The 14631-nt window shown below is 64.2% G+C and carries 11 protein-coding genes and 1 pseudogene; 4 read left to right on the top strand and 8 right to left on the bottom strand.

Annotated features, from left to right (window positions below; genetic code table 11):
- Positions 1 to 43 precede the first annotated feature (43 nt).
- The 3 genes from ATB1_RS00055 to ATB1_RS00045 all read right to left on the bottom strand — a co-directional run bounded on the left by ATB1_RS00055 (position 44) and on the right by ATB1_RS00045 (position 4275).
- Positions 44 to 1912, bottom strand: coding sequence for an ABC transporter substrate-binding protein (locus ATB1_RS00055; RefSeq protein ID WP_082256210.1), 1869 nt, complete (start codon positions 1910 to 1912; stop codon positions 44 to 46).
- Positions 1913 to 2095: 183 nt separating this feature from the next.
- Positions 2096 to 2749, bottom strand: a complete 654-nt coding sequence (locus tag ATB1_RS00050) for a helix-turn-helix domain-containing protein (protein ID WP_042661702.1) — start codon at positions 2747 to 2749, stop codon at positions 2096 to 2098.
- Positions 2750 to 2904: 155 nt separating this feature from the next.
- A complete protein-coding gene (locus ATB1_RS00045) occupies positions 2905 to 4275 on the bottom strand; it encodes an SLC13 family permease (RefSeq protein ID WP_052367612.1) in 1371 nt (456 codons plus the stop codon).
- A 260-nt stretch (positions 4276 to 4535) separates the two neighbouring features.
- Here ATB1_RS00045 and ATB1_RS00040 point away from each other — a divergent pair, with 260 nt between their 5' ends.
- The gene (locus ATB1_RS00040) at positions 4536 to 5399 is read left to right on the top strand and encodes a ParA family protein (protein WP_042661701.1); all 864 of its coding nucleotides are present in this window, start codon (positions 4536 to 4538) and stop codon (positions 5397 to 5399) included.
- The gene (locus tag ATB1_RS00035; protein WP_042661700.1) at positions 5396 to 5809 is read left to right on the top strand and encodes a hypothetical protein; all 414 of its coding nucleotides are present in this window, start codon (positions 5396 to 5398) and stop codon (positions 5807 to 5809) included. The genes ATB1_RS00040 and ATB1_RS00035 overlap by 4 nt, the downstream gene beginning before the upstream one ends.
- Positions 5810 to 6035: 226 nt before the next feature.
- On the opposite strand, the gene ATB1_RS00030 is transcribed toward ATB1_RS00035, so the two are convergent.
- The 4 genes from ATB1_RS00030 to solA form a co-directional block, all read right to left on the bottom strand.
- A complete protein-coding gene (locus ATB1_RS00030) occupies positions 6036 to 8549 on the bottom strand; it encodes an FAD-dependent oxidoreductase (protein WP_042661699.1) in 2514 nt (837 codons plus the stop codon).
- A gap of 174 nt (positions 8550 to 8723) precedes the next feature.
- Positions 8724 to 8891, bottom strand: a complete 168-nt coding sequence (locus ATB1_RS21875; protein WP_157837696.1) for a hypothetical protein — start codon at positions 8889 to 8891, stop codon at positions 8724 to 8726.
- A 27-nt stretch (positions 8892 to 8918) separates the two neighbouring features.
- The gene (locus ATB1_RS00025) at positions 8919 to 10673 is read right to left on the bottom strand and encodes a BCCT family transporter (protein WP_042661698.1); all 1755 of its coding nucleotides are present in this window, start codon (positions 10671 to 10673) and stop codon (positions 8919 to 8921) included.
- Positions 10674 to 10963: 290 nt separating this feature from the next.
- Positions 10964 to 12106, bottom strand: a complete 1143-nt coding sequence (gene solA / locus ATB1_RS00020) for an N-methyl-L-tryptophan oxidase (protein WP_042661697.1) — start codon at positions 12104 to 12106, stop codon at positions 10964 to 10966.
- 197 nt (positions 12107 to 12303) lie between these two features.
- Between solA and ATB1_RS24245 the strand changes: the two are divergent.
- Together ATB1_RS24245 and ATB1_RS00010 are read left to right on the top strand one after the other, a co-directional pair.
- Positions 12304 to 13445 (top strand): annotated as a pseudogene (locus ATB1_RS24245) (aromatic ring-hydroxylating dioxygenase subunit alpha).
- Positions 13438 to 13812 (top strand): hypothetical protein, encoded by a 375-nt coding sequence (locus tag ATB1_RS00010; protein WP_042661696.1) that lies wholly within the window; start codon positions 13438 to 13440, stop codon positions 13810 to 13812. Before ATB1_RS24245 ends, ATB1_RS00010 begins: the two are co-directional and overlap by 8 nt.
- Before the next feature lie 29 nt (positions 13813 to 13841).
- On the opposite strand, the gene ATB1_RS00005 is transcribed toward ATB1_RS00010, so the two are convergent.
- Positions 13842 to 14492: a helix-turn-helix domain-containing protein gene (locus ATB1_RS00005; RefSeq protein WP_042661695.1), complete on the bottom strand. Its 651-nt coding sequence runs from the start codon at positions 14490 to 14492 to the stop codon at positions 13842 to 13844.
- Positions 14493 to 14631 lie beyond the last annotated feature (139 nt).

The following is a 14631-nucleotide window of genomic DNA, read 5'->3' as shown; positions in this document are numbered from 1 at the left end:
CCCCCGACGGCGCGAGTGGGTAGTGTTCGACATGCTCGTCACCTCACGAGAAGTCCGCCTGTCCGAGTTCGTCGCGGCGTTGGTGCATGTTTCCGGGCTGGATGCGCTCGACGAAGGCGGCCCACGCGTCCCCGTTGGGGAACCGGAGATTTCCGTCGTCGTCCCACGTGTAGCCGGCCCGTTCGAGGTTCGATTTCGCTCCGTCGATATCGAACTCGTAGTGGGTGGTATCTGACGTGTGCCACGGTGTGAGGTCCGAGATCGGGTTCTCCCCGCTCGGGACGGTCGCGCGGTCCTGCAGCACGTCGGTGGCGAAGCCCTCGGTGTCGACCGACTTGGCGAGGGCGACGCGGAACTCCTTGTCGCGAACGAGCGGACAAGAGAACATCAGCTTCGTGTCGAGCGGCGCGAAGTTGCCCGAGGTCATCTTCTCGACGCCGGCGGTGCTCGCGGCGCGGTCGGCCTGCGAGTTCGAGAGCGTCGTCCCGATGGCGTCGATTTCGCCGCCCTGTAGCGAGCCGATCATCGAGTCGATGTTGCCGACGTTTATCCAGATGACGCGCTCGACGCCCTCGCCGGTCGTGGCCTGGTCGCCGAGCACGTCGGCCCGCCAGTCGTCGTCGAACATCCAGTGGCCCTCGTTTTTCGACACCTCGAAGCGGGTTCCCTGCTCCCAGTTCTCGTACGTGAACGGCCCGGTGCCGACGGGCGACTCGGGGTTGTGCTGGGACGGGTTCTCCACGTCTTCCCACTTGTGCTTGGGAATGATGACGCTGCGAACGACGCGCTGAGTCATGAACGCCGCGTCGGGACCCTTCAAATTGAACCGAACCTCGTGGTCGCCGAGCACTTCGACCGACTCGACCGGCTCGTAGAACGGCGTCTGGCTGGTCGAGGAGTGTTCCTTGTACAGTTCGACGGTGAACTTCACGTCCTCCGCGGTGAACGGCTCGCCGTCGTGCCACTCGACGCCCTCGCGAAGAGTGAGTTCGACGGTGGTGTCGTCGACGAACCCGCCGCCGGTCGCCAGCGCGGGGACGACTTCGAGGTCCGGCGTGGCGTCGAAGAGGCCGTCGTAGATGAACGTCAGCCGCTTCGCCTCCGCGCCCCCGGCGGCCCACGGGAGGTTCAGCGAGTTCATCGAGGTAGTGACACCCTTGATGTAGGTCCGGTCGTCGGTCTGGGGTTGCAGGTTCACCTCCGACCAGACGAACGAGTCCTTCGTCGGCCCGTTGCCCGGCGTCTGGACGTAGCCGCTCCAGCGCTCCGTGTTGACCGCGGTGATGATATCGGGGAACAGCGTGATGAGCGCTCCCACGTCCTCGCTGAAGATGCGCTGCGCCTCGGCGACGAGCTCCTCGCGCTCGGTGCGGTCGGTCGCCCGACTCTGTTCCGTCAGCACCTCCTGCAGGTCGGGGTGGTAGTAGTTGTCGTAGTTCGAGAGGCTCGTCTCGGTCCGCCGCATCAAAAGCGGGTTCGGGTCCAGCCCGCGTTGCGGGTCCGGACCGTGGGTACTCATCGAGATGATTGCTTCGAGTCCCTTCGTGTCCCAGCTCTGGGCGTACAGTTGGTTCAGCGGTCGGTCGTTGAGTTGCGTCCCGACGCCGAGGGCGTCAAGCCCGCGCTGGACCATGAGCGCGTGTTCCCGCATCCACGGGTCGTCCTCGCTCGAGAATTCGAGCGGGACGGGGTCCAACACCGCGCCGGCGGTCGCGCTGTAGTCGAGCGGCGGTTCGTCGGCGTCGATGGTCTCCCACTCGCGCCAGTACTTCGTCTCGACCGTCTCCGGGGTTCCGGACGGAACCTCGGGGGTGAGACTCGACCCGCCGTCGCTCCCGCCGCTCCCGTTGCCGCCGCCACCGGTACACCCCGCGAGTCCGGTCACGCCGAGGGCGGTCGCCGTCGCCGCCACGTAGTCGCGTCGCGTAAGGCCAGTTCCACGTTCGACACCCGAACTATCACAATTTTTCTCCGACATTGCGACCGCTTGTTATGGAGTATCTTCCATGGTGCTGTTCCCGATACGCCCCGATATCTATCGCTCTTTATATACTACCCCGGTGAAAAGCGGCAACATTCTCCATCAAGGTGTGAGCTACTCCTGCCGCGGACCGTAGATGAGTTCGAGCAAATTTCGCTCCGCGGTCCGGAGTCGTTCGCTCAGCGTGGACTGAGCGATACCCAGTTCGTCGGCGAGTTCGGTCTCAGAGGTCTCTCGCGGAATGTGGAAGTAGCCGTGGTTGAACGCCGTCTCCAGAACCGCGAGCTGGTCGTCGGTCAGCTTGGAGATTAACACCTCCTTTAATCGGCCGCTATCGAGCGGTTCACCGGGAGCTTCGTCCTGCGTCACGGAGCGGAGTTCGAACTCCCCGAGCGTCTCCTGAATCTCGTCGGCGAGTTCCCTGAAGTGGTCCCAGTCCTGGGCGGTGGCAACGACCTCGAAGACGCCGTCTTGGAGGACGATGCGGTTCGGAATCGTCTCCTGTCTGAGCACCAGTCCGAGGATGAACGGGTACGACTCGTTGGCGAGAATCGTCACTCGGCGTATCTGCACGTCGGTCGAGGCGGTCGGAATCTCCTCGTCGTAGAAGACGGTCACGCCCGAGATGTCGGCGAGGAGGGACTCCACGTCGAAGGGGTCGTTCGAGGCGATGGTGAGCGACTCGATCCACGTCCCGTCCTCGACGTAAAACGCGTTGTCCAACTCGATGCTCCGGGCGTCTCGCAGGCGGCGATCTATCTTCGACATGACGCCGGTCGGAGCCGTCGTAAACTCAACACGTAAGATGCGAACTCACCCGTACCGGGCAGATACCGTTCACCTACAAATAGCCAGGTGGTTGTTGCCGCAACGGGCAGCGATACCGGGCCGAACGCGGACGGGGCGGTGGGGCGGCCGCCGAATCAGGCGACGAGCGGCCAGTAGAAGAGCCACGAGAGAGTCACGACGACGAGCGACAGGCCCATCGTCACGAACCCGAACAGCGTCACGTCCCGATTCGTCAGCGGGCCGCGGTCGAGCGAGACGAGCACGGCGGTCGTGTTGAACGGGAGAATCGTGGTCGACCCCACCACCAGGAGGACCGCGAGTCCGAGATAGAGCCGCGTCACGCCGAACGTCTCCGCGAACCGCAGCACGATGGGGAGAATCACCACGATGGCGGCCGACCCGGTCGAAAAGAGCACGCGAACGGCGACCGCGAACCCGAGGAGCAGTCCGACGAGTTGCCAGTGGCCGAACGCCTCGAACGGGACGAACTGCGCGAGGAGGTCGACGACGAGCGCGATGGTTTGGGTCGCTTCCAAGGCGTCCAGAATCGACAGCGTCGCGCCGATGAGAAAGAGGACGCCCCAGCTGAGACCCTTGACGTCGTCGGCGTCGATAACGTCGACTCCCGGGAGCGCGAGGACGGTGACCGCGACGACCGCCGGGAGAATCTCGGGGAGGCCGACGAACGAACCGACGACCCACGCGAGGACGGTCCCGGCCATCACCACCGCGACGAATCCCTGCTCGCGAGTCAACTCGCCGTCGGAGGACGCGTCCGCAATCCCCGGCTTCCCGGGGTCGACAGTCGAGTCGGCATCGACGGCGTTGAAGAGACCGGCGGCCGCGGCGGCGAGTACGTAGAGAACCACTGTCGGCGGAATCATCAAGACCGCCCACTCGACCCACGAGAGCGGTCGGACGCTCGTCGCGAGGATGCCAGAGGTGACGAGCGCCATCCCGCCGCCGGTCATGAGCGCCATCGACGCGATGGGGTTGATGTGACCCAAGAGGAGGAACGACGCGCGCTCGAACCCGCTTCCCGACGGGAGGTCGAACTCCTCGGTCACCTCCTCGACGATGGGGATGAACGCGACCGCACGGGCCATCGCCGACGGCATGAACAGCGCCAGTACGAGCACGTTCCGGGCGATGGAACGAAACGCCCCACGAGGGGTGCTGTCCGGGGACAGCAGTCGGTTCGCTAACCGGGTGTCCAACCCCACTGACCGGACCGCGTTGCCGAGGAGTAACAACACGAGGAGGAAGTACACGAGCGAGGAGGTGAAGCCACTCACCGCGGCCTCGAAGGAGTCCACGACGCCGAGGGCGTACAACAGGGAGACGCAGGCAAGACTCGAAATCGCGTACGGAACCGGCTTCGTCAACCAAAGTAGGAGCGCGACGACGAAAACCGAAAGCGCGTACTGCGACCGGACCGGAAGGACGGAGACGGGGTGGAGCCCGACGACTGCGAGGAGCAAGGCGGCGGCGACCGCGAGCGTCACCGTCTGCGACGAGAGTTCCGGGGCGCGCAGCCCTCGACCGGGCAACCAATCTGTCACGAACGTACCTGCACACAACGGGTCCAAATAGCTACTGCCGGTGACAATTCGGGCCGCCAGTCGAGGTGAGAGCGCGAATCGAGTCGATAAAAAATAGTTTAAATAATTTGGAATATTTGGATAATTTGGATTGCCCAAAGAGCGAGAGTAACCATAATTATTTCAACTGTGCCGAGAATCTCGCTATCACGGATATCCCCATCATGTCACGTGCAGTCAGCGTCTGTCTCCTCAAAGGCGGTATCGGCAAGTCGACGACCTCCATCAACCTCGCCCGCGAGCTCGCACACCGGGGAAGCGACGTACTGCTCGTGGACCTCGACCCGAACGGACACACCACGACGGGCCTCGGGTTCGGCGAGGAGTTCTACTCGGAAGCGCATCTCGGTGACGTGCTCCTCGACGACGCCGAGTTGGAGCCGCGAGAGCTCATCTTGGAGACCGACTTCGAAATCGACCTCCTCCCGTCGAACGACCGCATCGAGCAGGTCGAGTCGGATCTCGGCGGCGTGATGATGGGGTCGGCGCGGCTCAAACAGCGCGTCATCGACCCGCTTCTCGGCGACGACTACGACTACGTCGTCGTGGACTGCCCCGCGGCGCGCGGGAAGCTCAACGACAACGCGCTGTACGCCACGCAGAATCTCGTCTTACCGATGCGACCCGAGTCGGGTGCGCTCTCGGGGCTCGAGAAAACCGTCAACCGACTCATCACGCCCGCGCGAGAGCACTTCGACCTCAAAATCCTCGCCGTCGTGCCGACCGACCTCCGGGACCGAATCGACCACGACCGCCCGACGAGACGGCTCGTGGAGGCGCTCGTCTCGAAGCCGAATATCGCCTCAAAGCTCCCGAACTTCGCGTACACCGACCCGGAGGTGTTCGAGGCCATCGACGACGGCGAATGGGACGGCGACCTGCCGAAGCCGGGAATTCGACACCGCTCGGCCATCGACGCGTCGATTCGAGAGCACATGCCGCTTCGGGACTACGACAGCACCTGCGACCAGTTGGCGTGCTACGACGAACTCGCACAAATCGTCGAAGAAGGTGAGGTGTCCCGATGAGCGAAGACCCCTTCGGCGACCTCGACGCCGCGATGGGGGGTGAGGAGTCCGCGTCGGACCCCGAGCCTGAACCGGAGCCCGAGAGTGCCGACACCGACGCCGCGGCCGAATCGGAAGCGGAGCCAGAACCGGAGTCTCTCGAAGAAGTCGACCCCCGAGAGCGCCCCGCGTTCGAGTTCGATGAGACCGTCCACAAGGCGCTCTACGTGCTCGAAGCGGTCGCCGACGAGTTCGACGACATCATCACCTACGACGTGGAACGGGACCTAACCCGCGACCATGGGCTCAAGGGCGTCACGAAGAGCGAACTCCACAACGCCGCGCTCGACGTGGCCACCGAACACCCCGAAGAAATCGTCGAACGCGTCCTCGAACAGCGCGGCGTCGACGACGACGAGAGTTCTGAATAATTCGGATAATCCGTCTCTGTCAAACTCCTTAGCGCCGGACAGAACACGTACGGAATGACAGCGGGAGCGCACCGACCGTGACAGCGCTAGAGTAGTGTAACACTAGTGTGTGAGTTCCACGCATCCCGACATCAGCACAGCCACAATAGGTAGCGGCGACGGAGGGGTTCGACGGGGCCGACGATTCAGAGGGAAACGGAGGCGGTGACGCGAGGGGAGCCGGTTCTCACCGAATCATCTTGTCGCGGTCGGCGTCGAAAAGCGGCCCCGACCGGACCGTCGCGGGATAGGCGTCGCCCTCGTACCGAATTTCGACGTCCTGCCCCGAACTGGCGTACTGCTCGGGGAGGTACGCGTATGCGATGCCGGCGTCGATAGTGTAGCCGTAGTCCGCCCGACAACAGTAGCCGACGACCTCGCCATCGGCGAACACCGGGTGGCCCGCGTCGACGACGGCTTCCTCCTCGTCGAGCGTTATCGGGACGATTCGGTCGCTCGGGCTGTCGTCGTTTTTGTCCTCCACGAGCGCCGCCTTCCCGACGAAGTCGGTGTCGAGGTCGACCGCGAAGCCGATGCCGGCCTCGTACGGGTTGTGCTCGGGCGTGAGGTCCGTCCCCCAGAGACGGAATCCTTTCTCCATGCTCGTCGAGTCGAGCGCGGCCCAGCCGACGGGCGCGATGTCGTACTCCTCGCCGGCCTCCCGAATCGCGTCCCAGAGCTGGCTCCCGTACTCGGTCGGGGCGTAGATTTCCCAGCCGAGTTCGCCGGCGTACGAGAGTCGAAGCATGGTCACGGGGATGCTTCCGAGGTAGGTCTCCTGTGCGGAGTAGAACGGGAACTCGTCGTTCGAGAGGTCGGCCTCGACGAGGTCCGAAAGCACCTTCCGGGAGTCAGGTCCGAAGACGCCGATGCCGGTCCGACTGGAAACGTGCGCGGTCACGTCGACGGAGCCGTCGTCGGGCGCGTGCTCTTTGACCCAGCGCGAGTGGAGCGTCGCCGAGCTTCCGCCCCCGGTGAACAGCACGAACCGTTCGTCTCCGAGGCGGGCGACCGTCAGGTCGGCGAGCACGCCGCCGTCTTCGTTGAGCATCGCCGAGTAGCGCATCCGACCCGGCGTGACGTCCATATCGTTCGTCAGGAGTCCCTGCAGGAACTCCAGCGCGCCCGGCCCCGTCACTTCGATGGGTGTGAAGGTCGTCATATCGACCATGCCGACCTTCTCGCGGAGGTGCTGGTGTTCCGCGCCGTGGACCTTCGACCAGTTCTGTGAGAGCCAGTCGGGACGGTCCGGAACGTCGTACGTTTCGAGGAGTGTCTCGTTGGACTCGTACCACTGTGGGACCTCCCAGCCGTCGCTGTCGTAGAACTCCGCGCCGAGGTCGGCCTGCCGGTCGTAAAACGGGCTCCGGCGGAGGGCCCGCTGTCCGTCCGGCTGTTCGCGCGGGTGGATGAGCTGGTACACCTCGCGGTACTGCTGTGCGCCGCGCCCGTAGGTGTACTCTCGACTGCCCGTGTGCGATTGGAACCGGGAGACGTGCGCGCCGGAAGCGTTGACTCGGGAGCCGTTGAGCCGCGGCGTTCCGTCTTCCATCCAGCTAGCGACGATGTCGCCCGCGCCGCCGGACTGCGTGACCCAGACGGCGAGCGCCCACCAGAGTCCGTCCGTGTCCTCGTCCGGTCCGAGGATGGGCATGCCGTCGGGCGTGAACGAGAACATGCCGTTGATGGCGGAAGTCCACTCGCAGTCCTCGAAGCCGGGGACGAGTTCGCTGGCGGCGTCGAAGGCCGACCGGTCGTGGTCCGGGTGGGTGTTCTCGTAGAAGTGTTCCTCCGTGAACTCGCGGAGCGACGGGTATTCGAGTCCGAGGTCGTCGAGCTTATCGGGACCGTAGATATCCGCCGGGTCGACGAGGAGCGACTCGTGGTTGTACGAGCCGATACCGTAGCGCTCGCCGTGCTGGCGGTAGTACAGCGAGTGGTCCTGATGCCGGAGGAGCGGCTGTTCGATTTCGCGCTCTGCGCCTTCGAGTTCGTCCAGTTCGTCGGAGACGAGATACTGGTGCGCGCAGGGAACGAGCGGGATGTCCGTGCCGACCATCTCGCCGAACAGCGGCCCCCAGATGTTCGTGGCGACGAGCACCTCGTCGGCCTCGATTCGGCCGTGCTCGGTGTCGACCGCGTCGATACTGCCGTCAGAGATGTCGATGTCCGTGACCTCGGTGTGGCCGTAGAACTCGACACCGACCTCGCGCGCCTCCTCCGCCATCGATTCGGCGGCGCTGACGGCGTCAGCCTTCCCGTCCGACGGGACGTAGTACCCGCCGTAGATGACGTCAGGGTTTATCTGTGGAACGCGCGCTTCGACCTCTTCGGGCGTGAGGAGTTCGCCCTCGTCGATGCCGTAGGACTGTCCCCACTCGCGCTTGCGTTTGAGGAAGTCCCAGCGCGCTTCGGAGTAGGCGACTTCGATGCCACCGCACGTCCGGAAGTCACCGAACCCGTCGTAGAGGTCGCGCGTGTACGACGCCATCTCCGTCATCAGCTTGTTCCCGGCCGTCTGGAACACGAGTCCGGGAGCGTGAGAGGTCGAACCTCCCGTCTCGAACAGCGGCCCCCGGTCGAGGACGACGACGTCTTCGCGACCCGACTCGGCGAGGTGATACGCCGCGCTACAACCGACACACCCGGCCCCGACAACGACCGTTCCGGCGCGTTCGGGAAACGTATTCCATGTGCTCATATACCAAACAGTAGTGACCGCGGCCCCCGGATATCTCTCCGGGTCCACTATCTGAGGTGTATACGTACCGGGGGGTGGTGAGAGCCGGGTCTCGCCACGGGGCGAGCGTCGTTTGCACGAGGAGAGAGCGCCGACGAGCAGCGTTCGCCAACGGGGAGCGTTCGCCGACGAGCGTCACTCGCCGACGAGGTACTTCTCTCTGAGGTAGATGACGAGGCTGGCGCTCAGGAACGCGAGACCCGCGCCCCGTAGCTCACCGACCGTCATCGCGAACAGCGCAACGACGAAAAGGAGAACCGCGAACGCCGCCGAAACGACAGCGAGCGCGTTCATCGATAGCATCGAGTCATCGGTTCGGTGACCCCGTCGTCAGTCGTCCGTCGTGCTGGGGTTCTCTTGGACGTTGGTCACGACCGACGTCCGAGAGCGACCGACGTCGATGTCGATGTCCTCGTCCGACAAGTTCTCGATTCGCTCGGCGAACTCCTCGGACTGCAGGAGTTCGTACTCCTTGTCGAGACCGAGATAGACCGTGTAGCACATGACGACGAGGACGACGGCGAACGGGAACCCCGTCGCGATGGCCGCGGTCTGGAGCGCGCCGAGGCCGCCGCCGTAGAGGAGAAGCGCCGCGACGAGACCCTCGACGACCGCCCAAAAGATGCGTTGGGTCCGCGGCACGTCGTGCTTGCCGCCCGACGTGAGGTGGTCGACGACGAGCGACCCCGAGTCGGAGGAGGTCACGAAGAACGTCACCACGAGCGTCACGGCGAGCAGTCCCGTGACGGCGCTGAACGGGAACTGTTCGAGGAGCGCGAACATCGCGACCGTCTGTCCGGCCTCGCCGTAGGTCGCGAGGACCGCGCCGTTACCCTGAAGCGAGTTGAACAGCGCGCTCCCGCCGAACGCCGAGAGCCAAACCGTCGAGAACAGCGACGGCAGGACGAACACGCCGAAGACGAACTCGCGGACCGTCCGCCCCTTCGAGATGCGCGCGACGAACATACCGACGAACGGTGACCAGGCAATCCACCACGCCCAGTAGAACACCGTCCAGCCGTTGACGGTTGACGCGCCGTCGCCGAGCGTCCCGGTGAAGAACGCGAGCGAGAGGAAGTCGCTGAAGTAGTTCCCGAGGCCCTGCACCCACGCGCCGAAGATGCTCATCGTCGCGCCGGCGACGAGCACGAACGCCAACAGGACGAACATCAGAAAGACGTTCAGCGTGCTCAGACGCCGGATACCGTCTTCGAGGCCGGCCGCGACGGAGGCGGTGGCGATGAGAGTAATCACGGCGATGAGCCCGATCTGCATCCCCGTGTTGTTCGGAAGGCTCAGGACGCCGAGCATGCTCTCGCCGAGGATGTACGACAGGCCCGTGTTTATCTGTGCGACGCCGAGGCCGAGCGACGTGGCGAGGCCGAACAGCGTCGCGAACACCGACACGAGGTCGATGAGGTGGCCCGGCCAGCCGTAGATTCGCTCGCCGAGGAGCGGCCAGAAAATCGACCGGAAAGTGAGCGGAAGCCCCCTGTTGAACGAGAAGAACGCGAGCCCCAATCCCACGAGACCGTAGATGGCCCACGGGTGGAATCCCCAATGGAAGAACGTCTGCGTCATCGCGGCGATGCCCGCAGCGCCGGACCCGGCCTCGGCGTCGAAGAAGCCGGGGACGTTGGTGAAGTAGTACAGCGGCTCCGAGACGCTGTAGAACATGAGCCCGATGCCCATGCCCGCGCTGAACAGCATCGCCATCCACGAGAAGTCGCTGAACTCCTTTTCGGCCTCGACACCGCCGAGCGTTATCTTTCCGTACTTACTCAGCGCGAAGTACGCCAAGACCACGATAAAGAGGTTCACCGACAGGAGGAAGAACCACCCGAAGTTACCCTCGAAAAAGCCCCTGACGGCCGAGTAGACGCTCGCCGCCTGCTCGCCGAGAATGAGCGTCGCCGCGACGAAGACGCCGATTACCAAGAGCGCGGCTGGGAAGACGACAGGATGGATGTCGAGCCCCCACCGCTGGATGTTTCCGTCGCCGGGTTCGCGCTCCGTCTCGGGGTAGAATACGTCCGCCTGTAAGTCGTTCGTCGACCGGTCGGTCGAATCGTTGCTATTCGCCATTCGATACAGCCTCCGTTGATAACCGTCGCCTGAATTCGTGTTCGTTCATATCGCTGTCCCCGCTTTGGGGCCACCCGGTGTCACCGTCGAGAGACGGCCCGCGTCGACTTCGACGCGTCCACTCTGACCATGACACAGGACCACACCCCTCACGATTCAACCATCCCATCGGTATTACACATCATAACAAGTCGGCTTGGATAACAGTGGCATTTATACGCAAAAGAGGAACAGTTACGAAAATTATATCGTCAGATCGGTTGACGAGCGGCAATCGCGACCGCCCGTCGTCACTCGAACCGGTCGAGCGAGAACATGTCGAGCGGCAGGTCGCTCTCGCCGTCGACGACGAGGTCGGCGAGGATTTCGCCGATGACGCTGGCGAACTTGAAGCCGTGTCCCGAAAAGCCGGCACCCACGGCGACCTGCGGGTGGTCCGGCAGCGTGTCGAGGATGAAGTGTTCGTCCGGCGAGTTCGTGAACATGCACGTCGCGAGCGACATCGTCGGCCCCGCGGCCTCCGGGAAGTACTTCTCCGTGACGTCCCGGAGTATCGCCTCGTCGGCGCGGTTCGGCTCGCGGTCGAAGTCGTCGGGGTCGACATCCTCGTCTCGGTGGTGGTACTTGCCGAGTTTGAACCCCGGCACGTCGTGGACCGGGAACCCGTAGAACCGGCCCTCGGGGACGCTGAGGTTCCAGACGGGGAACTCCTCGGGCGCGAACGTCGCCGGCGACTCGGGCTGGAACCACGCGAGCGCCTGTCGCTCGGGGACCGCAAGCCCGTCGAGGGCGTCGGCGAGTTTGTAGTTCCACGCGCCCGCGGCGAGCACGAGCGCGTCCGCGACGTAGACCCCCCGGTCGGTGCGGACGCGCACCCCGCCGTCGTTCGTCTCCGCCCAGTCTTCGACCCGCTCGCGCGCGCGAATCTCGGCACCCCGTGCTTGTGCGGCCTCGGTGTGCGCGATAATCGCCTGCTCGGGGACGACGAACCCGCCGTCTTCCTGATAGACCGCGCGGTACTCCTCTGGGAGTTCGTAGCCGGGGAACCGCTCGTTGACCTCCGCGCCGGTCAGCACCTCGTGGGGGATGTCGTGTTCCTCGCAGGAGCGTTTCGAACCCGCGAACACGTCGTTGTCGACCGGCCCGGCGTCGATGGAGCCGGTTCGGTGGATGACATCGCGGCCGGTCTCCTCGGCGAGGTCGTCCCAGAGGTCGTACGCCCGCTCGATGAGCGGGACGTACGAGGGGTGTTCGTAGTACGCGCGCCGGATGATGCGCGTGATACCGTGCGAGGACCCCTGCGAGTGGGGGATGTCGTAGCGTTCGAGACCGACGACGTCGAGGCCGCGGTCGGCGAGGTGGTACGCGGTCGCGCTCCCCATCCCGCCGACCCCGACGACGGCGACGTCGTATTGGTTGTCACGGACACTCATGGTGTCCGGCGGTTCGGAACGTCCCCCCTTCACTCTTGACCTGTATCACGGAGCCCCTTTTTCAGGGAGACGACGCCTGATCCGTCGATATCGGTGCTGGCGGCCGAACGCCGACCGCTCGCGGATATCCACCGCCACTTATACGGCTCAACTATTCCCGACGAATCCTTTTCATCGGATGTGTGTTTCTTCCTCCCATGACACGGTGGAACAACGGTCGTGACGAAATCGGTGCAGTAAGTGCCGACATCACCGCGGAAACGAACGCGCTCCCGGCGAGGTACTTCACCGACCCGGAGGTTCACGAGATGGAAAAGGAGAAAGTGTTCGGTCAGTACTGGGTCTACGCGGGTCACGAGACCCACATCCCGGACGCGGGCGACTACTTCACGCGGACCATCGGCGACAAGCAGATAATCGTCACCCGCGACGGCGACGGCGACGTTCGGGCGTTCTACAACGTCTGTGCCCACCGCGGGTCGAAGATGCTCGACGAGACGCCGATGACCGACCCCGGAAGCCTGAGTCGAATCACCTGCCCGTACCACCTCTGGGCGTACGAACTCGACGGGTCGCTCCAGAGCACCCCGAAGAGCTTCGAGGAGGCGAGTCTGAACCCCGACCTCGACGACGACGCCGTCGGCGAGCTCGACCCCGAAGAAAACGGCTCATGGAGGTCAACACGGACGCCATCGGGCCGCTCGTGTTCGTCAACTTCGAGGACGAACCGAGCCTCTCGCTGGCCGAACAGGCAGGGTCGATGAAGACGGAACTCGAAGACCTGCCGCTCGGCGAGTACGAACACGCCCGGCGGTACGTCTCCGAGGTCGAGTGCAACTGGAAGACGTTCAGCGGGAACTACTCGGAGTGCGACCACTGTCAGGCGAACCACCAAGACTGGGTGCAGGGGCTCGAACTCATGGAGTCCGAACTCGAAGTCAACGACTACCACTGGGTGCTTCACTACAAGCACAAAGAGGACGTCGACGACGAGATGCGCATCCACCCCGAACACGAGGCCAAGTTCTACTACTTCTGGCCGAACTTCACGGTCAACATGTACGGCACCGCCGACGGCTACGGCACGTACATCATCGACCCAATCGACGAGGGGCGCTTCCAGCTCATCGCGGACTACTACTTCCGCGACGCCGACCTCTCGGACGAAGAAGAGGAGTTCGTCCAGACGAGCCGCCAGCTCCAAGAGGAGGACTTCGAGCTCGTCGAGCGGCAGTACGAGGGGCTCACGTCCGGCGCGCTCGGGCAGGCACAGCTCGGCCCGAACGAACACACCGTCCACAAACTGCACCGCCTCGCACAGGACGCTTACAATGCCTGACAACGAGGATGCCAAACTAGCCGAAAAACCACGCGCCGGCGTCGTCACCTGCCCGGCGTGCGACCTCCACGTCTCCGTCACGGAGCCGAACGACGCCGTCGAACTGTATCGGCGACACGCGAACGTCACCGGCCACGACGTCGAGTGGGAGCGCGTCGCGTTCGACGCCGACGTCGGGAGCGGCGACGTGAAAACGGCACTCACCGAACTCGGCGATAACCACCCGGATGGCGTCGAACTCGGACGACTCGCCGCGGCGCTCGCAGACAACGGCGTCGCCATCGGGGAAACGCTCGATGCCGTCCGCGACCTGCGGATGAGCGGCGAAATCTACGAACCGCGGGACGACTACGTCCTCGTGGTCTAACTCCCGACTTTTTTCGGGGTGTCACCCGGTCACTCGTCGAGGAGAATCGACTCGACCAGCTCCGCGGTCCCCCGCCTGATGCGTCCGCTGACGGCCGTCGGCGAGATGTCGAGAACCTCCGAAAGGTCGTCTAGCGCCGCCTCTCGGGGCTCCTCGAAGTAGCCGTGTTCGTAGGCGGCGACGAGCGCATCGCGCTGGGCGTCGGTCAGCTTGCTCGGCTCGCCGTTCATCCAGCCGTCCTGTCGGAACATCCGGTTCAGCTCGAAGGAGATATCGTTCGACTCGCAGTACTCCCACAGCTCCGAAAGCGCCTCGCGGTCCGAGAGTTGGATCCGGACCCGCCAGCCCGCCGTGTCGTTGCTACACGCGTCGAGCATGAGCCCGCCGAGTTCCGTGATGATAGGCGAGAGGAGGATCGTATCCGGCGTGTGTCCGATGCGATACACCGCGGACTCCTCCCGCTCGGAGACGAGCTGCCAGTCGCTGACGGTGTGGTCGACCTCCAGCGCCGATTCGAACACCGACACGTCTGCGCACTCCACGACGAAGAAAAACAGGCCGGTCTCGGGGTCGGTCGCGGATTGAGAGATAACGTCTATCTCGCTCGCGGCCTCCGACTGAATCGTCGGCGTCAGCGCGAGGTCGTCGTGCGCAATGTCGGCAACGGTTATCAGACTCATCGTGTCTTCACCTCGTGGATACAGAGATTCGACACCGGGGAAGCCAGGCTGCCGGTTCGGTTGAAGGTCGCGAAGTCGTTTCGACGCTCGCGACAGAAGCGTTTCTCATGGGCACGATATAGTCGTTTGAACATCAGAT

This window comes from Haloferax sp. ATB1, from assembly GCF_000730175.1.
The sequence above is the reverse complement of the archived record's forward strand: the minus strand, read 5'-3'. Positions and strand labels throughout refer to the sequence as shown.